Origin of the sequence: Rhodonellum psychrophilum GCM71 = DSM 17998 (assembly GCF_000381545.1) — a bacterium.
In the GTDB taxonomy this organism is placed as follows: Bacteria; Bacteroidota; Bacteroidia; order Cytophagales; family Cyclobacteriaceae; genus Rhodonellum; species Rhodonellum psychrophilum.
In genome coordinates this window covers 179,068-202,894 of sequence record NZ_KB906679.1, presented here as the reverse complement: position 1 = coordinate 202,894, position 23,827 = coordinate 179,068, and the positions used below count along the sequence as shown (strand labels likewise).

16 protein-coding genes are annotated in these 23,827 nt (G+C 42.3%); 7 read left to right on the top strand and 9 right to left on the bottom strand.

Translation table 11 applies throughout. The features are described 5' to 3' along the window. Nucleotides 1–503 precede the first annotated feature (503 nt). Nucleotides 504–1,043, top strand: coding sequence for an Lcl domain-containing protein (locus F824_RS26855; RefSeq protein WP_019598292.1), 540 nt, complete (start codon nucleotides 504–506; stop codon nucleotides 1,041–1,043). Nucleotides 1,044–1,699: 656 nt separating this feature from the next. Here the strand turns inward: F824_RS26855 and F824_RS0112765 are convergent. Further along, the gene (locus F824_RS0112765) at nucleotides 1,700–2,086 is read right to left on the bottom strand and encodes a cupin domain-containing protein (protein ID WP_019598291.1); all 387 of its coding nucleotides are present in this window, start codon (nucleotides 2,084–2,086) and stop codon (nucleotides 1,700–1,702) included. A 378-nt stretch (nucleotides 2,087–2,464) separates the two neighbouring features. On the opposite strand from F824_RS0112765, the gene F824_RS28125 reads away from it, so the two are divergent. Both F824_RS28125 and F824_RS26650 read left to right on the top strand, forming a co-directional pair. Further along, nucleotides 2,465–3,526, top strand: a complete 1,062-nt coding sequence (locus tag F824_RS28125; protein ID WP_019598289.1) for a DUF6807 domain-containing protein — start codon at nucleotides 2,465–2,467, stop codon at nucleotides 3,524–3,526. Between the two features lie 6 nt (nucleotides 3,527–3,532). Next, nucleotides 3,533–6,292: a PVC-type heme-binding CxxCH protein gene (locus F824_RS26650; protein ID WP_019598288.1), complete on the top strand. Its 2,760-nt coding sequence runs from the start codon at nucleotides 3,533–3,535 to the stop codon at nucleotides 6,290–6,292. 587 nt (nucleotides 6,293–6,879) lie between these two features. On the opposite strand, the gene F824_RS25870 is transcribed toward F824_RS26650, so the two are convergent. The 7 genes from F824_RS25870 to F824_RS0112715 form a co-directional block, all read right to left on the bottom strand. Further along, nucleotides 6,880–8,067: a DUF4861 family protein gene (locus F824_RS25870; RefSeq protein WP_081624992.1), complete on the bottom strand. Its 1,188-nt coding sequence runs from the start codon at nucleotides 8,065–8,067 to the stop codon at nucleotides 6,880–6,882. A gap of 16 nt (nucleotides 8,068–8,083) precedes the next feature. Then, nucleotides 8,084–9,307, bottom strand: coding sequence for a glycoside hydrolase family 88 protein (locus F824_RS0112745; RefSeq protein ID WP_019598285.1), 1,224 nt, complete (start codon nucleotides 9,305–9,307; stop codon nucleotides 8,084–8,086). A 79-nt stretch (nucleotides 9,308–9,386) separates the two neighbouring features. After that, nucleotides 9,387–10,898 carry a RagB/SusD family nutrient uptake outer membrane protein gene (locus tag F824_RS0112740; protein WP_019598284.1) on the bottom strand — a complete coding sequence of 504 codons (1,512 nt, stop codon included), beginning with the start codon at nucleotides 10,896–10,898 and terminating at the stop codon, nucleotides 9,387–9,389. A gap of 23 nt (nucleotides 10,899–10,921) precedes the next feature. After that, the gene (locus F824_RS0112735; protein WP_019598283.1) at nucleotides 10,922–14,242 is read right to left on the bottom strand and encodes a SusC/RagA family TonB-linked outer membrane protein; all 3,321 of its coding nucleotides are present in this window, start codon (nucleotides 14,240–14,242) and stop codon (nucleotides 10,922–10,924) included. A 151-nt stretch (nucleotides 14,243–14,393) separates the two neighbouring features. Then, nucleotides 14,394–15,449: a FecR family protein gene (locus F824_RS0112730; protein ID WP_019598282.1), complete on the bottom strand. Its 1,056-nt coding sequence runs from the start codon at nucleotides 15,447–15,449 to the stop codon at nucleotides 14,394–14,396. A gap of 39 nt (nucleotides 15,450–15,488) precedes the next feature. Next, nucleotides 15,489–16,124, bottom strand: coding sequence for an RNA polymerase sigma factor (locus tag F824_RS0112725; RefSeq protein WP_019598281.1), 636 nt, complete (start codon nucleotides 16,122–16,124; stop codon nucleotides 15,489–15,491). Nucleotides 16,125–16,998: 874 nt separating this feature from the next. After that, the gene (locus F824_RS0112715; protein WP_019598279.1) at nucleotides 16,999–17,877 is read right to left on the bottom strand and encodes a pirin family protein; all 879 of its coding nucleotides are present in this window, start codon (nucleotides 17,875–17,877) and stop codon (nucleotides 16,999–17,001) included. Nucleotides 17,878–18,399: 522 nt separating this feature from the next. On the opposite strand from F824_RS0112715, the gene F824_RS0112710 reads away from it, so the two are divergent. Together F824_RS0112710 and rsgA are read left to right on the top strand one after the other, a co-directional pair. After that, nucleotides 18,400–19,107 carry a DNA alkylation repair protein gene (locus F824_RS0112710; RefSeq protein ID WP_019598278.1) on the top strand — a complete coding sequence of 236 codons (708 nt, stop codon included), beginning with the start codon at nucleotides 18,400–18,402 and terminating at the stop codon, nucleotides 19,105–19,107. A 444-nt stretch (nucleotides 19,108–19,551) separates the two neighbouring features. Next, complete coding sequence (gene rsgA, locus F824_RS0112705) at nucleotides 19,552–20,634, top strand: ribosome small subunit-dependent GTPase A (protein WP_019598277.1); 1,083 nt, start codon at nucleotides 19,552–19,554, stop codon at nucleotides 20,632–20,634. On the opposite strand, the gene rhuM is transcribed toward rsgA, so the two are convergent. Further along, the gene (gene rhuM, locus F824_RS27965) at nucleotides 20,579–20,827 is read right to left on the bottom strand and encodes a RhuM family protein (protein ID WP_236613247.1); all 249 of its coding nucleotides are present in this window, start codon (nucleotides 20,825–20,827) and stop codon (nucleotides 20,579–20,581) included. The genes rsgA and rhuM overlap by 56 nt on opposite strands. Nucleotides 20,828–21,054: 227 nt before the next feature. Between rhuM and F824_RS0112695 the strand changes: the two genes are divergently transcribed. Both F824_RS0112695 and F824_RS25865 read left to right on the top strand, forming a co-directional pair. Beyond that, nucleotides 21,055–22,347 (top strand): PQQ-dependent sugar dehydrogenase, encoded by a 1,293-nt coding sequence (locus F824_RS0112695; protein WP_019598275.1) that lies wholly within the window; start codon nucleotides 21,055–21,057, stop codon nucleotides 22,345–22,347. A 29-nt stretch (nucleotides 22,348–22,376) separates the two neighbouring features. After that, nucleotides 22,377–23,675: a M23 family metallopeptidase gene (locus F824_RS25865; RefSeq protein ID WP_161629752.1), complete on the top strand. Its 1,299-nt coding sequence runs from the start codon at nucleotides 22,377–22,379 to the stop codon at nucleotides 23,673–23,675. The last annotated feature ends 152 nt before the right edge of the window (nucleotides 23,676–23,827 follow it).

Below are 23,827 nucleotides of genomic sequence, written 5' to 3'. Positions count from 1 at the left end.
TTGAAACTGAAGGACAATCAGACTTTTGGGAGAATAAGTATATTGCCTATAGATCAAACTCTAAAATAATATACAAATGACCGATTATTAAAAAATCATATCCTGAAATAGAATTGGCAATGCAAAACACGGGTTTAACCTTTATTCAAAACGAGGGGAATGACAGATGAAACTTCCTAAAGGTATATTTTTTACATAAATTGAATATTCTTGTACTTTAACCCGAAATGCATTCCGTTTCGCAAAAGGGGTTGAAACTGCAAGAAAATCAGACTATTTGGAGACTAATTCCTGACACAACTAGGGTGAAGTCAAAAACAACCAACAACTAATTGAACATCAGCTCATTAGAATATTGAATTGAGTTTGTCATGCATAAAACAGGCTGAACCGATCCGGTGGAGCCAAAAATTGTAAACCAAGACTGATTCTTAAACAATTCCAGGTAGAAATGGAATTGGCAATGCACAACACGGAATAAACAATATCGATTGCAAACACCTATGAAGATACTGATTCGATTTATTTTGATTTTAATTGTTCCAATTGCAATTGTAGGTTGTGAGAAAGAACCAAAATTCAGAATTGGCCAAGAGTATGGTGGAGGAATCGTATTCTATATTGACAATTCGGGCAAACATGGGCTGATTGCCGCCCCATTTGATCAAGGACAAGCAGAATGGGGTTGTCAAACAACCAAAATCGAGGGTGCTGAAGGAGAAGAAATCGGGACTGGGTTGCAGAATACACTTGATATCCTGAAGGGATGTTCTTCTGAAAATATTGCAGCAAGAATTTGTTCTGAACTGGTCCTTAATGGATACGATGATTGGTTTCTTCCGAGCAAAGATGAACTGAATCAACTTTTTATGCATAAGAATAAGGTAGGAGGATTCGCAGATGATGTCACCGCTCCTTATTGGAGTTCTACAGAGTGGGAAATCTACAATGCAGCATGGAGACAGACTTTTGCAGATTATTTTGAGCAGACAGCCTATGACAAATACAATGTATACAATGTTAGGGCCGTCAGATATTTCTAAGAGATTTGCTCGTACTTTGTTGTTTTTTGGGTAGCGGATGCCCATTCTAAAGTCGAAGAACAACATCTTTTACTATTCCAAAAAAATCGTTCGATCCGTTCCGGCAGCCTGATGGCAGATAAATCTTTGTGTGCTCCCCTACTCGATCCGCACAAAATGCTCCTCCAACACCTTATCGTATTTTCAAAAAAATCCTCAGTTAAAACCCGAAATACGCATTCCGTTTTGAATTGATCGGCAATTGGGCAAAGAAATCAGGCTATTGGTAGAATATGGAGGAGTACTGATCTAGAGAAGTCAAGAATAGGGAAGCAGCAGTTGTGTTTAAGATTTTAAATTTTTGAACTCTATTTGCACAATTTCATGAATTAAATCCGAAAGATGCAATAGGTTTCCAAATAGGATTGAAACTGAAAGAAAATCAGCCTATTAGGAGAATAATTCCTGACACCAATAGGGTGAAATCAATAATAGTCATCACCCAATTGATTGTCAGTCAATTCCAATATTTGGTTAGGTCCTTAACGCATAAAATGGGTTTAACGGCACAAATTCAGTTCTTCATGGATGGAGCTTATGAAAAATGGGCCAATTGGCCAAGCTTCGAAATAAATCACCCCATTCTTCATATCAGCACAAAACCGAATATTTTCAGATCAACCTTTCATCTTGTGTTGCATGTGGTCTAAGACAAGATTATGCTCATGTTGGGGGCTGAACAGGATGACCTCTGCGTCCTGCTCGACTCTCACAGAATGACCCGGAGGCCAGTAAAAAAGGTCACCACCGTGAATCATTTCATGTTTCCCATTGGCATAAGTCACATCGATTTCCCCTTTTATGACATAACCCCAGTGGGGAGATTGGCACATGTCCCCTTCCAATCCTTGGAGCAGTGGGGCGATGTCCGTTCCTGTGCCAAGGGAGAAATATTCCCCACTGATTTTCCCGAATCCAGTGGCATCTCCAAAATCCATCTTTTGTCTGGCGACGGCTCCTGGCACATCAAATTTTACAGGTACTTCTTCTTTTGCGATATGCATTTTTTTTCCACCTCTGTGGCGATTAGGTTAAAAATATACAATATTGAATTTAGCGTTTCTTAAAAAACTTCGCAAAATAAACGGGTAATATTTTAGCATATATTTCATTGACTATTAATTGTTTATATGAATTATCCGCTTAAAAAGAAGAGCGGTATAATTCCTTGTGTTGGTCCAAGGATTGGAAAAAAATTTAGGGAAAAATCAAGCGCGTCACCCCTCTTCAATGGCCCACCATTTTCATTCCTCCGAAAGGAAATTAAAATTGGGAAAACTGTGATATGACCATCCGAATTTTTATCTTTTACTTGATTTACTGAATCTTGTTTGCCTCAGGTGGGCAAGAACAATATTGAAATCCAACCTAAATAGCCGAAAATGAAAGTCATCAATTTTCCATTGTGCTTGCTCCTTCCCTTCATGTTCTTGACAGGAAGTTGCAAGAGATCCGCTGTTGACGATTCTTCCCAGCAACCTGCTATACCCACCGCGCTTACCATTAGATGGAATGAAAATGAAAGCTCCCTATCCATATTCAGGAAAAGCGAAGACAAAGCCATCCTGACCCAAAATGCCAAAGATGATTTCAGGCCATTTATTCATCCTATCCTTGCTCCTGATGGCAAAGGCGTGCTCACCGAATACAGCCCCGGTCACCACAAACACCAAACCGGATTGTACTGGGGATTTACCAATGTCAATGGCAGGGATTATTTCCACAATCCCCAAGGTGATCATTGGAAAAAAGTAGCCTTAAATATATTGCAAAAGGAAGGGGAAGAGGTGAAGTGGCAGACCCTCTATCATTTGTTGGATGCAGAAGGGGAAACGGTGATGGAAGAAACGCAAAACTGGTCCATGAAGGAAGTAGCTGGCAAATATTTATTGGACCTGGAGTGGAAAGGTGAAGCCATACAGGATATCACCATCGGGAAGTACGATTATGGTGGTTTGTTTCTTAGAATGCCTTGGAAGGATGGAATCAATGGGAAAATCGTGAATGCTGCCAGACAGAAGAACGAACTTGCAGAAGGTCAGCCGGCCATGTGGATCAATGTCGGCATGCAGGTAGAAGGAAGGAACGATTTGGCCAATATTGCCATTTTTGATCATCCTGAAAACAGGGGATATCCGCAAAAATGGAGGGTAGACAGTCAATTGGGCTTAGGACCTGCATTTACCCGTGATGGAGATTGGACCATTGAAAAAGGCAAGTCGGAGACCATCAAGCACCAGTTGGTGGTCTATACAGGAGCGTTCAATGATGTGGAAGTGACCGAATACTGGAGTGCTTTTTCAGGCAAGGCAGGGATGTACAGCAGCACTGAACTTTGGGGAATTGCGCAGGAAGAAGGCCGGACGGCCAAATTCCTGAATCCTCAAGAAGCTGTGGATGCCATGACCATCAAAGCAGGTTATACAGTAAATGTCTGGGCTTAAGAACCCATGATGACCCAACCCATGGCTTTCTGTTGGGATGATAGAGGCCGGTTGTGGGTAGCCGAAAACAAGGATTACGAATCCAGGGGCCATGGCTTTTCCAGTGCTGGAGACAGCCGCATCTTGATCTTGGAAGACACAAACGGTGACGGTGTTGCGGACAGCCGAAAAGTGTTTATGGAAGGTTTGGCCTTTCCTGCAGCCATTGCAGTGGGATTTGACGGGCTTTATGTGGGGGCGCCCCCCAATCTTTTGTTTGTTCCAAACAAAAACGATAAAGCCGATATGGAAAAGATCGAGATTTTGTTGACAGGATGGGGCATCAGGGACAGACACGAAACGCTGAACAGCCTACATTGGGGTCCGGATGGCTGGTTGTATGGTTTGCAGGGATTTGCAACCCCCTCCAAGATCCGGAAACCAACCGGAGACAGCAAACTGTATTACCACAATGATCCTTTTCCCGAAGATTTATTGGAAGCAGATGGGGTGGATATCAATGGCGGAGTATGGCGGTATCATCCCACCAAAGACCGCTTTGAAGTGGTGGCCCATGGCTTCAGTAACCCCTGGGGAATTGATTATGATGCCAAAGGCCAGTTGTTTATGACCGCCTGCGTGATTCCCCATCTTTGGCACGTGGTGCCGGGAGGGATTTACCACCGTCAGGGCGGACAGCATTTCAATCCTTATGTCTATGAAGACATCAAAACAATAGCCAACCACAGCCACCGCTCTGCACATGGTGGAGCGAGGATTTACCAATCCGATGCCTTCCCCAAAGTAGAGCAGGGTAAGATCTTCATGGCCAATATTCATGAACATTCCGTTTTGTCTGATGTTTTGGAACCCCGGGGTTCGGGTTTCGTGGGAAAACACGGAGATGATTTCATGTTGGCCAACAATGCCCAATGGGTGGGTTTCAGTATGGAAATCGGTCCTGATGGCGCACTATATGCCCTTGACTGGCATGATGCGGACATCTGCGGTAAGGAAGTTTTAAATTCAGAAACAGGAAGGATTTTCAGAATTGCAGCGGAAAAATCCCTCGCCAAAGACTTTGAAGGCCGGTATTCAGATCTCGATAAAATGTCTGAAAAACAGCTGATTGACCTGCAAACCAACCCCAGTGACTGGCATTCCCGAAGGGCAAGGGGTATTTTGCAAAAAAGGGCTGCCAAAGAAAAACTACAAGCCAATACGGTCGCTGGATTGAAGGATCTTTTTAACAAAAACAAAAATCAGGATTGGAGATTAAGGGCAATGTGGACCCTGCATATCACTGGAAACTTTTCGGATACAGAATTGGTCCAAGCCCTTTCTGACAAAGATCCTCACATCAGGGCATGGGCAATTCAATTGCTCTGTGAGGACTTGAACCCATCCGCTGAAGCAATGGCCAAATTCAAAACGATGGCCAAAAACGATGATTCCGCCGTGGTAAGACTATATTTGGCCGCCGCCTTACAGAGATTGGGGACAAATGATCCATGGGAAATCGCCACGCTCCTCCTCCAGCATGCCGAAGATGAAAAGGATAACAATTTACCCAAACTCATTTGGTTTGGAATCGAACCATTAATGGCCAAAAACCCGGATAAGTTTCTAGAAATGGCCGCCAAATCAAAGATCCCATTGGTCACCCAATATATGGCCAGAAGAGCTGTGGATGCGGATGAAATGGAAAAGCTGGTTGCCACCATCGGAAAAAACGGTGAGCATGCCGAATGGCTGTTGGCGGGAATGCTGAGTGGAATGGAAGGAAGAGCCGATCTCCAAACACCCCCCAACTGGAAATCAACAGCTGCTAAAATGCAGAGTAGCGAGGGGAAAAAGAAGAACCTATCCATTCAGATTTCTGAGTTGTTCGGAGACACAGAAGCCACCCAAAGAGCCTTTGCAACGCTTAAAAATAAAAATACGCCTATAGATCAGCGGAAAAGAGCCCTTCAAACCCTTAGCGCACAACAGCGGAATGAGCTGATCAAGGAATTGCCTCTTCTTTTGCAGGATGCCGGGCTGAGATTGGAGGCCATCCGATCCGTGGGGGCTTTTGACAATGAAGCTTTGGGTAAGTTGTTGATAGAAAATTATTCCAAATATTCCCCCCAGGAAAAGGCAGAGGTCATCAATGTCCTGTCCTCCCGGCCTAGATACGGGGGCATGCTCACGAAGGAAATAAAGGAAAAAAGAATCCCAAAAAACGAAGTGCCAGCCAATGTCGCCCGACAGTTGCTTCGGGTGGTGGGAAGTGGATTTATAGAAGTGTGGGGCCCCATAGAGCAGGTGCCAAGCGATGCCGCCGCCTATGCGAAGTATCGGGGGATGTTGGCCGGAAACTCCCTTGCGTCAGCGGATTTGATAAGGGGAAAAACGCTTTTCCAGCGATCCTGTGGCAGCTGCCATAAAATGTATGGAGAAGGTGGAGAAATGGGGCCGGATCTGACAGGCTCAAACAGAACAGATGTGGATTACATCCTGATGAACGTGTTGGAGCCCAGTGCCGAAATCCAGGACGCATACAAGATGGTGGTCATCAATACCCGTGATGGAAGAACCTATTCCGGCAATGTGATCGCTGAAAACCAAAGGCAGTTGACTTTAAGGATTGTGGGACAGGATCCGGTGATCATCAATAAATCCACGATCCAATCCCGTGAAATAACGGACGTTTCGATGATGCCACCGGGCCTTTTTGAAAACCTAAGTGAAAGGGAAATTGTGGATTTGATGGCGTATTTGAAGTCCAATAAGGCGGTGAATTGAACTTCATGAACGGTATACACAATTGGGGTATAAACCAGAAATCTAAGACACTGAAAAAGTAACGAAAAGCAGCTAACTTGAAGTAAGTTATATGGAAATATGCATCCTGTTTTCCATTTGGACTTGGCACTACAAGAAAATTGGACAATTGCAGGAACAAGTCGTATTGCCGATTTGGTGAAATCAAAAAAAGTGTTTAACTGAGTGGTAATTAAGAGATTTTAGGCTGGAATGAAATTGGCAATGCATCACACGGGTAAAAGGGACTCCAAGTCAGTCCATCTTGAAGAATAAAACCAGCCCAGAAACCGGACTGGTTTTAAGAATTAGTATTCAACCCAATTGTACTGTGATATTAAATTCTTTGAATGATAACTACAATGGAAAATGGTTTAACCCGGAATATGCATTCCTTTTCCCAATTGGGTCTTGAAACTAAATGAAATTCAGACCATTGTAAGAACAAGTCGTATTGCCGAATTGGTGAAATCAAAAACAGTGTTTTACTGGTTGCTTATGAAATAATTTCAGGCTGGAATAGAAATCGCAATGCATCATACGAGTTCAAATGATTTCCAGAAGAGGATTTATTTATCGACAAATCTGACTTGAACCGGGCTATTCAACCTCTCGGAAAAACTTTTTAAATAAGCAGTCCATTCTTTTTCGTTTACAATTTCTCCTGCTTCGTCCCATGCAAAACCGGCATAAAAGACGAATGTATTTTCTGAATCAGGAACCAAGTTGACCAAAATGTGACTTTGGTCCCTGTAAGGACTTTCTTGCTTCCTAATGCTCTCAATTTTTGATGGATCCAGTACAATACCTGTTCCAATATAAGTTTCTTTCATAGGTTCCCAATATCCAAAAAAGCCCTTTTCTTCATCCCAAAAAGCCTGCCCATCATTTTCGTGCATCGTCAACCCAACAGTTAGATAAGGTATTGGCTCTGAACTGTCAATTTTAATCTCATATTTGGTCAGATTGCTTCCCAAATCCAAAGAAATCCTTTTCTTTTCTTTGATTGAGATCCCTGCAACGGTGTAGGCGGAATAATCAAGATCAAACATAGTCTTCAACGGACCTACAGCTATGGTTTTGTGATTGACGAAATTTTCCGCTGCATAAAGGGTATCTTGATACCAGAATCCGGTTCCTCCCACGCCTCTGCTTATTCCTACATGGTAAAAGTCAGCCCCTTCCCCGGTATCTTCATGATAAGAACCTTCACCAGACAGCTCTTTCTTATACCATTTGTCAATTATGGGATAATTTACTTTTTTATGCCATGCATCGATGCCACTTGAAAAAGTACCACCGGGCTTCCCTTCTTTTATCCTTCGCAAAGCATCAGGGCCATATGTTCTGAAGGCTACCTTATCGTTTTCCCAAGTATAGTCATCAGTACGTTCGGGAACAAACCTCGAATAGGTCATCACTTCCGGTGAAAGGAAAGGCTCCTCCACTTTTACAATTTCCAAATTAATTTCCTTATTTTTTTCAAGACTTACACCGACCAATAAGTTTTCTCTTTTGCCCTGTTCGTCCAAGAGCCACTGATGATCCAGCATGTTTCCATTGCTGATGTTCCTGACTCTGATATAATCCCAGTCTTTTTCATCCCATCCTTTTTTCACTGATACCATTGGCAAATTGATGACCGTAAATTCATGGTCTCTCTCTGATACCACACTAAAATAAGAGGAAGATTCGTGCTGCTTGCAGGCTACTAAACCTAGAAAGAGCATCAAAAAGCCAGAAGCGTAATGTCTCATAAGAATTGATTTTTATTTAATACTTCCGTTCTGAGGTGAACCTTATATTGTTTTTTCTTTGAAGGGCCTCCAGATAATAGTAATCAGCATAAACCAAAGGCACATCAACTTCGTGTTTTCCAGGTAAATGGCCTGTACTGTGGAGCAGTAGAAATCCTTTATTGGCACCAAGCTCAGATCTATAGCTGGCAGTCAAATTATCCAGTACTTCAAGAGCGGTATCTCGGTATTTCCTTTTACCTCCACGGACATAGGTGTCAAGCTCAATTAATGCAGAGGCCATGATGGCTGCTGCGGAAGCATCACGGGGTGCATTTGGGATATCAGGGGCATTGTAATCCCAGTAAGGGACCAGATCTTCCGGCATATTGGGATGATCCAACATAAATGCAGCAATTTTTTCTGCCATGTCCAAATATTTCTTTTTTCCTGTTTCCCTGTAACTCATGACATACCCGTACAATCCCCACGCTTGACCCCGGGACCAAGCAGATTCATGCGCATGTCCTTGATGGGTGTGTTTATTTCTTACCCCACCTGTCAGTGTATCATAATCGATAACATGGAATGAGCTATTGTCCTCCCTAAAATGATTGGCCAAGGTCACTTCGGCATGGCTATCAGCGATCTTATAATACGTGGAATCCCCGGTGACTTTGGTGGCCCAAAAAAGAAACTCCAAGTTCATCATGTTGTCAATGATGACTGGATAATCCCATTTATCACGGTTGTGATCCCAAGACCTAATTACCCCTACCCTGTCATCAAAACGTGAAATCAGGGAATTGGCAGCAGTAATCATTACCTCTTTGTATTGCTCATTACCGGTCAACTGATATCCTTTGCCAAAGCTGTTGTAGATCACAAAGCCAAGGTCATGTGTACCCTTATTGTCTTTAACCGATTCAAGTGGCTCGGTGAATTCCTTTGCTTTTTCTTTCCAAAACTCGTCACCAGTAGCCTCAAACATCCACCAAAGGTTCCCTGCAAAAAAACCACTGGTCCAGTCTTTTGGAGGCACCATAAAAAGGGTGTCCTCCCTTAGAGACCGGGGGCTCAAGAGATCGGGATATTGCTCTTTGACTTTCGCCACCTCTTTCAGGGCGAAGTTCAATTGTTCCCCTGCAAATTCAATTGTGTTTTTCGGTGCGGATTGCTCCCTACAGGAAGCAAAAACCAAAAGAAGTGAGAGGAAGAAAATTCCGTTTGATTTTGACAAAATAGAGTTTTGATTAAGCATAGTCAATGATAAAGAATAGCGTCTGAAAATGAAATAAAAAATGGGGAAATTGCCTCCCCATCTTTATGTACCAAATCAATTAATAGCCTGGATTTTGGGGAGCCAAATTGGGATTTGTCTCCAGTTCCTGCCTGGGAATAGGCATTAAATAATCTCTTGCTTCAGAGAAGGTCGCATGCGGCTCCAAGGAATTGGCACCTGTGAAAACCTGCGTTCCCAAATTCCTCCTTTTGATATCATACCATCTTTTAAATTCAAAAGCCAGTTCCAATCTTCTTTCTTCCATCACAAGATTGACAAATGCCTCTTTGCCCATTCCCGGCTGCACATCTTCCGGAAAAGTATTCATCACTCCTGCTTCGTTTCTTGCTCTTGCCCTGACCTGATTGATATAACCCACTGCTTCCGCATTTCCTCCACTGATTTCGCCCAAGGCTTCCGCCGCTATCAGCAATACTTCCGCATACCTGAAATCTGCATAGTTATGGTCGCTAAACTGCATTTCACCTTGTGACCTACCTGGAAATCTGGAGTATTTCGCGATATGAGGTCTTTGTGTATTGACAAATGCCGAAAAAGGACGGATAGTAGTACCCATCAAGATTTCCGAATCAAAACTAACTTTCTTTCTATAATCCCTATCGTCCCATGTATCAAAGACCATCATGGAAGGGACGATTACACTCCACCCGGAAGGAGTGGCACCTCTAATACCTGTCATGGAAGCCATATAGTCTATGTTTGCGTTGCCTGGACCACTCTGTAGACCCAGAAAATCAATGGCAAAAACATGTTCCTGCAATCCATTCGCAGTATTGGCATTGAACAGGCCTTGGAAATCAGGTAGCAATGCATAACCAAATGACGTCCTATTGTCAATAACCCATTTTGCTTCCTCATAGGCTTTGGGATAATTGGCCAAGGTTAGGTGTACAGATGAGAGATAGGAAGCAGCCGTACCTTTGGTGGCTCTGGTTCTTATATTATTGGGTCTGACATCGGGTAACCATTGCTTGGCATATTCCAGATCTTCAATTATTTTCCCAAAAATCTCCGCCTCGGCGGTTCTGGAGATGGTCTTGATTGACTCAGGATTATTGATGAAATAATCAATGTAAGGAACAGCCCCAAAATTACGAACCAGATGATAATAGGAAAATGCTCTCATAAAACGAGCCTCGGCTATTAAAGGATTAAGCTGTACTTCTGAACCCTGAATGCTTTCAGCGCCTGATATTGCGGCATTGGCTGCACTGATGACTTGGTACCAAACTGGCCAAAAAACAGTGATCATCCCATTGTTGTCATCCATATTGAAGTCATTCATTTGCTGTCTAGCAGCAGGTGTGCCCCTGTCTCCGATATCCGCCATATCACTTCGCAACATCAAAGCAGAGACAAACTGTCTGCCATACAACGCCTCCGTGGCCAAAAGCCCTACGGATCCCAGTACAGCCACATTTACATCTGCAGGCGAATTGAATAGTCCTTCCGGCGCCAAAACCCCGATTGGCTTCTCCTCTAAATTGGTACATCCAAAGATCCCTGCCATCATGCAGGCAATGGAGGCTATTTTATATATGTTTTGCATGGTTATTTAGATTTAATTTTTTGTTAAAAAGCAATGTTTAATCCCACTGTGTAGGACTTTGCATTTGGATAACTTCCATAATCAAGCCCAAGATTTCTATTTCCGCCCGTAGCGCCTCCAGAATTGTAATTTACCTCAGGATCATAGCCTTCATAGCTGGTCAATGTCAGTATATTCTGCGCAGAAACATAGATTCTAGCCCTGCTTAGGCCAATACGGGAAGAAGCACTTAAAGGTATATTGTATCCTAAGGCTACGTTTTTTAGTCTAACAAAACTTCCATCAGAGATAAATCTTGTAGAAACCCTTCTCGTCCTACCGACGGAAGCTCTCGGGACATCCGTATTTGTGTTTTCTGGAGTCCATCTATTCAGTGCATTAGTGGTTGCATTATTCACACCTGAGAGCAGATCCAGCTCCATCAAGGTGTAGCTCAATATATCATTGCCCTGGATGCCATGAAAGAAGATATTCAGATCAAAGTTTTTGAATTTGAAGTCATTGTTAAAGCCCCAGGTAAAATCAGGATGAGGATTACCGATGATTTCACGGTCATTTGCATTTAGGATATTGTCCCCGTTGACATCTCTGAACTTCTCTCCTCCAGCTACTTGTTCGAAACCGCCACCTGGGACGAAGGAGTCCCCCTGCTGGTACACCCCGTCATAATGCCATCCGAAAAAACTACCCACGGGAAATCCTTCACGTAGAATCTGAGTCTGTCCAAGCCCGACCATATGGCCCGGTCCTGATCCGTAGAGAATGTCATTCCCTCCTGGTAAGCTCAGTACTTTATTTCTATTCTGGGAAAAATTGAAATCTGCATTCCATTGTAGTGTGCCTGTAAGGATTTTGGCACCGACAGTTAGTTCAATCCCCTTATTTTCCACACTTCCCACATTCTGAAGCTGAGAGGTGAAACCAGAATACTGTGGCAAAGGTACCTGAAACAAGAGGTCACTGGTCACCATCCGGTAATATTCTACGGAGGTAAATATCCTGTCCGCTAAGAAGGATATATCGGTGCCGATATTCAACTGTGCAGTGGTTTCCCAAGTCAAGTCATTATTAGCAACTGTAGTTGGCCTAATGGCATTTACTGGCAAACCATTTACTACAGTAAAGATATCCGAGTACCTGGCAAGTGTTTGATAAGGCTCTATCGCTTGATTTCCGGTAAGTCCATAACTGACCCTCCATTTCCACATACTGAAGGTCTCACTATTTTTAAGAAAGGATTCATTGCCCATGTTCCATGCTACGGCTCCTGATGGGAAAAATGCCCATTTATTATTCACACTGAAAGTAGAAGAACCATCGTAGCGTGCATTGAACTGAAACAGAAATCTTTCATCATAGCCATAATTCACCCTTCCATAAAATGAGGCCAACTCCCACCCAGTCAAAGATGAGCTAGGTCTGCCCCAAACAGACGAGGCGCCCAAATTCCAGTACTCAAAAGCATCTGTGACAAAATTCTGACCTGTACCTCCCCAACCCTCGTTGGATTCGGTCTGGTAGGAATATCCTCCCATTACAGTAAGGTTATGGATTTCCCCAAAAGTCTTGTTATAAGTCAGGTAATTTTCATTCTGTAGCAAGGTGCTTCTGATTCCGTTAACATTGGCCTGACCTCCTACGATTCTGCCTGCGTTCAAAGTAGTCGGTAAAAAAGTGCCTATCCTGCCGCTGTTGGTAGTTGCCCCCAATGTGGTTTTGAAGGAAAGGTTATCGAAAATGCGATAATCCGCAGAAAAATTACCTTGAACCCTGTCGTTAACAGACTCATTTTGGAATTCCCTGGCAACGGCCACCGGATTGTCATGAGGATCGTTCATCCTTGCAATGGTGTATCTTCCGTTTTCATCAAATATCGGCTGATCCGGTTCAAATTTAAATGCGCCGGCAACAACACCAGTGTTTGATGCACCTCCTGATCCCTCTTGTGTTCGGGTTCCCTCCTGCTGGGATCTTTGGGCAAATATATTGACGCCTAGCTTCAGTCTTTCAGAAGCTTGGATGTTGACATTGCTGGTAATGGAAAACCGGTTGAATCCTGAACCCGTGATCACACCTTTCTGGTCAAAATATGCTCCCGAAACATAGTAATCCACTTTATCGGCACCACCTGAAATCGAGACCTGATGGTTCTGAATATTACCGGTTCTGAAAATCTCCTCCTGCCAGTCTGTATCTGAACCTAAGGCAGTAAAGTTGGGCCTAATTTCACTTACGTAATCGATAAATTGGGATGCATTCAAAAGGCTCAATCTGCTGATTTCCTCTTGGCTCGAATATGCAGTATTGATTTCAATTCTCGGAGCTCCTGATTTTCCTTTTTTGGTCGTCACCATCACTACTCCATTGGCTCCCCTAGAACCATAAATAGCCGTTGCTGAAGCATCTTTAAGGACTTCAATGGACTGGATATCTTCAGGGGGAGGCATTGCAGCACCTACAAAACCATCCACCACAAATATCGGATCACTGCTCGCATTAATTGAAGTTCCTCCTCTGATCCTTACTTTGAAGGAGGCCCCAGGCTCCCCGTTATTAGCTTGGATCTGCACCCCGGCAGCCCTGCCCTGAAGGGCCTGAGCGACATTCAAGGAAGGAAATGCAGTCAGCTGCTCAGCCTTCACTGAAGAAACAGAACCGGTAAGGTCACTTCTTTTCTGCGTTCCATATCCGACCACAATCACTTCCTCCAAAGAAGATATGTCCAGCCTTAATGAAACATTTACTTGAGTCTTGTTGTCCACCGCAACACGCATCGATTCAAACCCTATATAGGAAAAAACCAAGGTGGATCCGTCTGGAACAGTAAAAGTATAATTCCCATCAATGTCAGTCACGGTACCCATGGTAGTTCCCGACACAGTAACAGAGGCCCCTGGCAAGGGATCACCTTTGTCATCAGTGACTTTTCCTGAGATGGTAACTTCCATCAATTCAATAACTTCAACTGCTTTATCTTTACTCTTACCTGACTTCACATGAATATTCTCATTGACCTGCACAAAGTTCAAATGCGTCTGCATGGAAACGGCTACCAAAACATCATATAGTGATTTGTTATTTTCCACAACCGTGATGGCTTGTTTCAGATCTACTAGGTTATCTGTATAGGTGAACTTGAAATCCGTTTTGGATTCCACCTGCCTAAAAAACTGGGCTAGGGATTTTTCTTTAAGATTTAAAGAAACCTTCACTTCCTCAATGCTTTTTCGCTGCGCATTCCCGTCGTTGGCCAAAATGACCGTACAAAGGAAAAGCTGAACCAGGAACGCGTATATTAATCGTTTTGACAGCATGATCAGTTGCCTTCGTAAATTATTTTCCATAAGTTTGAATGGTTTAAGTGTTGAAATACTTGGACTAATGCCTCCCTCGGATTCCAATTAGAAAGAGGCATTCCTACGGGCAGGAGCCTGTTCCGCCAAGAACAGTCCCTGCCTTTTTTGCTAGCTGGTATTGTTGTCAAGGTTTTTCATGTCATTTTGGGTTGGTTATGGTTATTTTTTTATTCTCAATTTTATAGCGCATGCCTGAAGTCAAGCAGATTCCGCGCAATACATTTTCCAGTATTTCATCTTCATAGACGCCGGAATAGCTCCAATTTTTATCAAAGCTGCCTTTCAGTTCTATATTGACACCATACCATTGTTCGAGTTTCCTCTTGACATCAACCAGATTGGAAGTCTTGAATACCAGAAAGTTGTCTTTCCACCCAGTGACCTCATTGGGATCAAAACCCGTTTTCCGAAAGGCCCCACCTGCTTCCAAAATCAACATTTCATTGGGGTCTAAAGTCAATTTGCTGCCGTTTTCGGTATTTACGCTGACTTTTCCGGTGACCAATGCCACGTAGAGTGCTCCGTTCTCCTGCTTTTTGACATTGAAGGATGTGCCCAAAACCTGTATTTTCGTTTCCCCCGATCGGACAATAAAAGGTCTGCTTTCCTTCTCGATTTCAAAAAATGCTTCCCCAATTAAACTTATCATTCTACTGTCACTGGAAAACTCCTGCGGAAACTCAATTTCACTATTCGCATTCAGGTGTATTCTGGACCCGTCCGGAAGATCAATAATGGATTTTTGACCGGAAGGGTTTGTTCTTTTGATCAAGGCTATTTCCGCTATTGTGGCTTGTTCGGGTTTAAATCGCATCGCTTCGAATTGTACCCAGACGCAAAAAAGAACCAGCAAAGAGGCCGCAATTCCTTTGATCGGAAAAACCGGGAATGATTTCACAGATGTATGAGAGCTGCTTTTTGTAGACATTATGGGTGTTTGCTGACGAAAATGATTGTCTGCCTTCAGAATGTTCTCAAAAGTGTCTACATACATCCTATCTGTAAATTCAGGACAATCGGTGTACTTCACTGACCGGATCAAATTGGCAGCTTCATTGACCAAAGACCTTTTTTCAGGATGCTGTTCCATCCATTTTTCCCAAAAATGACTGGTGTTTTCATTTGGGCTTTTTATCCACTGAATGAAAAATTCATCCGTAATAAAATTCTCTATATCGTAATCTTCGTATTTCATATCGTAGATGGAAATTCAATTCCTTAAAACTTCGCTTTGCTACCTGTTTTGAAGCAATGCTTTCAACATGGACAATGCCCTATAGATTACCTTTCTGGCAGATTTTACCTCATTAAAATCCATTGCTACGGCAATCTCTTTGTAGGTCAACCCTTCTTCATAGAGCAATAAAATGGCCTGTCGCTGTCTGCAGGTAAGCTTATTGATGGCACTTTGTATTCTTTCAAAATTCTCTAGCTGGCTTTCCTGCTGAATAAGTTTGGTTTCCTGGGAAAATTCAATGGGAAAATTTCTATCGATCTTTTCAGGATCTTGCTGGACCGACTCTTTGGATTTATTTGATTTTCTGATCAGTTCCCGATAAAGAATCTTAAACAGATAGGCCTTGATGCTTTGGACTTCGCTGAGCCGGCCTCTTTTTCTTCTTAGGTCTATAAAAATATTCTGGATACAATCCTGAATATGATCTTGGTCCTTACACATTTGACATCCGTACCTAAACAATACAGTCACATATATCCTGTAGATATAGTTGAATGCATTTTCATCCCCATTGTTAAAGGCTTTCCAGATATCTTCGTCGGATTTACTTTCATAAACTTTGATGGATTCAGAATGGCCTAAAGGATAAATGGTTAAATGTTCATTATTTGGCAATTTTGGGTTGTGGTTCATTGGAGTTCTGTATTCACTCAGTCATCTAAAATAAAGAGGAGGTAAAAAGACAAAGCGACCCCATAATATCAAGATTATTTTAAAATTTTATCATTTCTTTTTTAACTCCTGCTATGCAATACCCTTCCTGTTCAAGAATTTTTTCGCTAAAAAATCAGTCATTATTTACTTTCTCTAAGAGTAGCACAATCTTAATGCAACCTTTTCTCGAAATAGTCTGGTATTTTTGCGGTGTCAAGCCATACTAGGAAACAGAATGCAAATTTCGGGTTTAATACTGACCTTATTTCCAAGAGGATTCAAAAAGCCTCAAATAACCGGCTTAGAATGGGATGACTTGAAAGATCTAGAAAAAGGCCTATCGATAGATTTAAAGAGGGACTATTTTGACATCCTTGTCGGTATCAGTGATAAAGGGTCAAAAGGATATTACACCATCGTTTTGTAGCTTGCCAGGGTACAGCTTCTGACTTGTCCGGAGTCCGTTCAACCCACAATATGCATCCTGTTTCCCATTTGAACTTGGCACTACAAGAAAATTGGATTATTGGTAGAATCAGGCATTTTACCGATACGAAGTTTCAAAACCTGCAAACAACCTACTGATTATCAGAAAATTTCAGTCCGGAATAGAATTTAGGGTGCATAAAACATGTTTAATTTCACTTTGCGCTTCTACTGAAAAGCGATCCAGCCAAACTAGTTGGCACTCATTTAAAGTAGTGCTTTCAATCTGCATCTTTTACATCTTCAGTGGCCTTTAAAAAGTCTTTGGTCTATTTGTTACTGGTATTATATTCAAAGTTCTTTGGTCGAAATTATTCAACTGGTCTTGTTATTTTCTTTGCCAATTGCTTTTATGATTGCCCTGATCTTATCTATTTAGGGTCGGATAAGGAACAAACTCTGTTTCTCCGGCTACTTTGGGGAAACGCTGGTTAGTCCAATCTTCTTTAGCTTGTTTCAATCGATCTTTCCTGGAAGACACAAAATTCCAGTCAATGAACCTTTCTTCGGGAAATGCCTCTCCCCCAAAAATATAGACTGTAGAATTGGGACCCATTTCAAACTCGCAGAGTTTGCTGTCTTTGGCGATCAAAATCTGCCTGGGTTCATACATATTCCCTTCGCTTGAAATTGAGCCATCAAATATGTATAAAGCACTTTCGCCAAATAGGTCATCTCCAATACTTATTTTTTGAGTTAAGGTATTCCTGATTTCAATAAAATAAAGGGGGCTATGAACAGGAACAGCAGATTTCCTACCAAATGCTTCTCCTGCCAATAATTTGTAGTGGATCCCTTTCTCCTCCCAACTTGGGATTTCTTCAGCGGCAATATGTACAAAAGTCGGTTCAGATTCTTCAAGGTCTTTGGGTAAAGCTACCCAAATTTGTAAACCGTGCAGGGATTTAGTGGAATTTCTCATGTGTTCGGGTGTTCTCTCGGAGTGCACCACTCCCTTTCCTGCAGTCATCCAATTTACTGCTCCAGGTTTTATTTCCACTTCACTTCCTATGCTATCGCGGTGCATGATTGCCCCATCAAACAAATAGGTGAGTGTGGAAAGACCGATATGGGGATGTGGCAAAACATCAAAGTTTTCCCGCTCATTCAATTTTACCGGACCCATATGGTCAATGAATACAAATGGACCAACAGCTCTTTTTTGCCTGAAGGGCAGCAATCTCCCAACCATAAAGTTGCCAATTTTTGCTGCTCTTTCTTCAATGATTAAGCTGATGTTTGACATAGTTTTTGTGTTTACTCCTCCAAATATCAAAAATTACCCATATTAACCCAAAAAATGCATTCGGTTTCCTATTCGGAATTGAAACGTCAAGAAAATCAGCCTATTCGTTGAGTAAGGCATTTGCCAATTAGTGTGATTCAGAAATTGTAAACACCCGACTGATTACTTGGCAATTTCAGGCTGGAATGGAATTGGGAATCCGTAATATGGGTTGTTTTTATGTTACCGATTAATGTTGCTCAAGAACCAATTTGAAGCTGAACAGCTAAGAATTGACAAAATTTTCGGGGAATAATAAACAGATTTTCCTGAAAGCCATACACCACCACTACCCCAATTTTCAATCAAATTTCCAAAACAACAACAGCCTTACAATAAACTCAAAAACAAGCATTTAAGCTTTTGAAAGTATCGATTTTTTGACCTATATTCAAGTTGTGATGCGTGCAAAAGTTGGGATGCTGATCTAAATTTTTACCGATAAAAATAGTATCTGAAACCAATTCAGCTGTTGAGTGAAGGATGGAGCAAATCATTGAAAAAATTCGAGAAGAGCTAAAACGCAACATGGATGTGAAAACCCTTTCAAGGAGCCAGGATTTTTTCAAAGAAAGAATTAAGTGCTATGGAGTGAAGGTGCCTACCGTAAACAAAATCAGTAAGGAGTACTTTAAAACAATTGAATTTAATGAAAAGTCGGAAATTTTTGATCTCTGCGAAAGCTTGTGGAAATCAGGGTATCTAGAAGAATCCTTTGTTGCATGCAACTGGTCCTATGCTCTCCACGAGTGCTATGAACCGGAGGATTTTCAAATTTTTGAGAATTGGATTGATAAATATGTGGACAATTGGGCCTCCTGTGATACCCTTTGTAATCATACCCTTGGGGAATTCATAGAAATGTACCCTGAATATTTGACGCAGTTAATGGATTTTGCCAAATCAGAAAATAGATGGAAGCGAAGGGCATCCGCTGTGACATTGATCCTGCCGGCAAGAAAAGGGAAATTTCTTAGGGAAATTTTGAAAATTTCAGACACTTTGCTTTTGGACAAAGATGATTTGGTCCAAAAGGGTTATGGATGGATGTTGAAGGCGGCAAGTGAGGCCAATCAACAACCGATATTTGATTATGTGATGAGAAACAAGGCAATCATGCCTCGGACATCGTTAAGATATGCCATTGAAAAGTTACCCAAAGACCTGAAGTTTAAAGCTATGGAAAAATGAAAAAGAACAACATTTTCGAAAATCTCAGGGCTTGAAATACTTTTCTTAGAACGCGTTTTAAGCATTGCAAATTCAATTCAACATTACAATTGCCTGATAATCATATAGGTATTTACTATTTTTGCCCTTATCGGGATTTATGCTTCCAATAGTCTGATTTTCTTTCCGTTTCAATCCCATTGGAAACCTATTTCATATTGCGGGTTGAACCTAATTCAAAATGTATAAAATCAATACATTGGATGGAAGAACCCTTAAGTGAATTGCAGTGAAGACAAATGGGTGGGCACATTGAAGATTACAATCGCATTTCTCAAATTGAATTTTGATCATATAATTGATTTTATGAAAATCCCTAAAGCGAGGATTGCTTTGAAATGGGAGTTTATGTTTTACTTAATATTCTATTCATCAGAAACCTAAAAGACCTGGTCAACTCGCGAAATGAAGTTAGAAGATTTGGGATATAATGAAAGGCTGGAAAAGTTTAGTCTTGAGAACAAACTCATTGACTTTGAGATTGGAAGAGTGATTTCTGAACACAAAGAACGATATATAGTCAAGACCGAAAAGGGAGAATTTGAAGCCGAAATAACTGGAAACTTAAGATTTTCGGCAAGTGGTCGTGAGGATTTTCCGGCCGTTGGAGATTGGGTTGCCCTTACGCAATATGATGACGGTCTTTCCTTGATCCATAAAATATTGCCCAGATTTTCAGTGATTTCAAGAAAGGCGGTTGGACAACATGGGGAAAAGCAAATCATTGCAGCCAATATAGATTATGCGCTATTGGTGCAGGCAGTTGATAGGGATTTCAATATCAACAGACTTGAAAGATACCTGACCATTTGCAATGCATCCAAGGTTAGCCCCATTATCATACTGAGTAAAATTGATTTGGTGAATGCTGATCGAGTCTCAGAAATAATGGAAAATATCAAAGCCCGCATCCAAAATGTTTCGATTGTTCCCATTAGCAACGAATCTCTTGATGGATACAAGCAAATAAGAGCGACAATCCAAAAAGGCAAAACCTACTGTATGCTAGGTTCATCAGGAGTCGGAAAGTCAACGCTTTTCAATACCCTTTCCGGCAAGTCCATCATGCGAACAGAACCAATCAGTCAGAGTACCAATAAAGGAAGACACGTCACGAGCCATCGGGAACTGATTGTATTGGATAAGGGAGGGATTCTGATCGATAATCCGGGGATGAGAGAGGTGGGTATTGCAGATTCCCCAGGCGGATTGGATTTGACATTCGATAGGATTGTGAGACTTTCCAAAAATTGCAAATTCAAAGATTGTACACATACAAATGAGATCGGTTGCTCGGTACTTGAGGCAGTTGAAAAAGGAGAAATAGACAAAGCTTCTTACGAAAACTATGTTAAAATGGAAAGAGAAAAGGCGCATTATGAAACCACAGCAGCAGAGAAACGAAAAAAGGACAAAGAATTTGGAAAATTCATCAAGAACTATAAAAAAAGCAGAAACAAAAATAAGAACGATGATTCAATTGGGTAATCCTCTGCAAACTTGTTTTGACCCTTGCAAAATAATCTTTGGTCTTTCGGCTTTCTTTGCCGTATTGGGTCCTCAAGGTGTACATGTCGGTGATTTTTTGGTAAAATCTACATTGATCGGCCCTGATTTCACGAATGTCTTCCAGCAATTCAAAAAAACTGCCTAAACTTTTTGCCTTGCGTGGCACTTTCATCATCCAAAAATCCAATTGAGCTGTCACGATGAGCGAAGTAAGGCAGCAGAAAAATAGGTTTTATACAGATTTCAAAAATTAGCGCCCTAATTGTTACAGCATTCAAGTTTACTTTTACAACATCCCCATATTGATGGATATTAACACAAAATTCCCTTGCTTTGGATCAATTGTTGCGCTTTCAGGATTTGCGTAAGGCCATTTTTTAAAACTAAAAAATCAAAAACATGAGAAATTTTGTAAAATTCACATGCTTGTTCCTGTTTGTCGCCTCGGGTTGTTCGTCAAAGATATCGGATCAACAGAAAAAAGAACTGAGCGAACAGCAAGCAGACACAGTTCAGACAGCGATCGGCCCACTGATATTGCCCCCACCCTATTCTTCAGAATCCGTACGGAACGAGAGCAAAATGGTCGACTGGCCAGAAGGAAAGACACCCACTGCACCGCAAGGGTTTGAAGTGACCAAATTTGCAAGTGACCTTGACAATCCCCGTACTTCTTATTTGGGGCCAAATGGAGACCTTTTTGTTGTAGAAAGCAATACCAAAGGGAGTGCGGACCGGATTACGATTTTTCAGGATGTCAATAAGGATGGCGAATATGAGACAAGAGCAATCTTTCTGGAAGATCTCAATCAGCCTTATGGAATGCTGATTTTAAACAACACCTTCTATGTGGCAAATACCGACGGTCTTTATCGATTTCCCTATCGTGAAGGGCAGCAAAGGATCGAAGAAAAAGGTGAAAAAATCATGGAGCTACCTGCAGGCGGATACAACAATCACTGGACAAGAAATCTGATCGCCAACGCGGAGGGAACGAAAATTTATGTTTCTGTGGGTTCGGCCAGTAATGCTGGAGAACACGGAATGGAAGAAGAAATTCGTCGCGCCTGCATTCTGGAGATCAACCCAGACGGATCAAGTGAGGTGGTGTTTGCCACTGGCTTGAGAAATCCGGTTGGGATGGACTGGAACCCTGTTTCCGGAGAACTTTGGACAGCGGTCAATGAACGGGACGAATTGGGTGATCATTTGGTCCCTGATTATATCACGAGTGTGAAGCGAAACGCGTTTTATGGTTGGCCGTATTCTTATTATGGTCAGATCCCCGATCCACGGATGGAAGGCAGAGGCATGGAGCTGGTGGAAAAGGCCCTTGTACCGGATGTACCGGTAGGTAACCATACCGCATCTTTGGGACTCGTGTTTTATGATGGCAAGCAGTTTCCCGAGAAATATCGAAATGGCGCTTTTGTAGGTCAACATGGCTCTTGGAATCGCGCTGCACTCAGTGGATATAAGATATTGTTTGTTCCTTTTGAGAACGGTAAACCATCCGGCCAACCTGAAGATTTTCTCTCGGGCTTTATCGCTGACCGTGAAAAATCAGAAGTGTATGGTCGACCCGTCGGCGTCACTGTCCTCCCTGATGGTTCCCTTTTGGTCAATGACGATTCGGGAAACACCCTATGGAGGGTAAAGTCAAGCCAAAATCCTGCTTTACCGAAAAATTGAAATCAATTCCAATGATCCAATCCTTTATCATGCCGCGATTCCTAAAAAGCATCAGTATTCTCCTCTTACTCACTTTGACCCTTGCCTCCTGTAAGCGTGAAACATTGGGGATATTTTCTCCAAAGACTGAAAAAGAGCGCTACCTGCAACAGTTAAAAGCATCGGGAATCGATAAAAGTATTTTGGGCAAAAGCTGGGTTGCGGCAGGTAACGAAGCGCTGAATAATCCCCCACAACTCGATATCCCTGCGGCCATTCGTGGTTCATTCAAATCAAAATCAGTCCAAGCCAATGCCTGGCAACTGAACCTTCAAAAAGGAGCGACTTTACAGGTGGCTTTCATATGGGAAAGTCAGGACAGCAGTCGGGTATTTTTGGAAATCATAGATGCAAAATCCATGAAGGATGAAATGGCCACGACCTCATTTGATGAGCGGATTGAATTTGAAGCGGAGCAATCGGGAACATATTTCATTCGCATTCAGCCTGAATTAATGGCTGAAGGAAATTATGATTTGATCGTGGAAAACCGATCTACCTATGCCATTTTCCCGGTTCAGGGAAAAACGAGCGCTGCCATCCAGAGTTTTTGGGGTGCAGGAAGAGATGGAGGACAAAGAAAACATGAAGGTATTGACATTTTTGCCGTTCGGGGGACTCCTGTCGTGGCGCCTGTGTCCGGTGTGGTGACTTCGGTCAAAGAGACAGGACGCGGAGGAAAGCAAGTCTGGCTTCGGGATAACAAACGGGGTTGGAATTTGTATTTCGCCCATTTGGACAGCCAAACGGTCAACAACCTTCAGCGCGTAAGTCCCGGCGATACTTTAGGTTTAGTGGGCAACACCGGAAATGCCAAAACCACCCCTCCCCATTTGCATTTTGGGATTTACAGTAGCGGGGCATTTGATCCGTTTCCAGTGGTCAAGGACAATTATTCCAAAGCCATCTCGGGTAATCTTCCACTGGAAAATGAGGTGATGCTGGTGCGCAGCGCTACTGCAAATCTTCGTCAGGGACCCTCGACCGATTTTGCCAGTTTGGCCATGTTGGATTCCAAGACGCCTGTATGGGTGGAATCGGCTGTGGGAGAATGGTATCAGGTTCGGACGCCCACCGGTATCAAAGGTTTTCTGTCTGCAAATCTCCTTGCGGCACCTCAGGAAACCAGCCTTTCTAACAGCGCTTCCTATGTTTTTCGGGATCCCTTCGCTGCACCATCAGATTCGATTTATGTTGCTTTGGACAATTTTGTCAAGATCGGTTCTTATTTGGAATATGATTTAATCAGAGATCGGGATGATAATCTTTTCTTTGTTCCGATTTTGTGAAGTATTCATTTGTAAATTGAGGAGCGTGTTTTCATTGATTGAAAAGGGCTTTAAGTTATCCATGCATCTCCCCGCTCATCTACGGGTTTTGCTGGAATTGGGAAAAATTTCATTGTGCTCCTCTTTGATCTTGAAGGGCGCTCCTTTGGGAG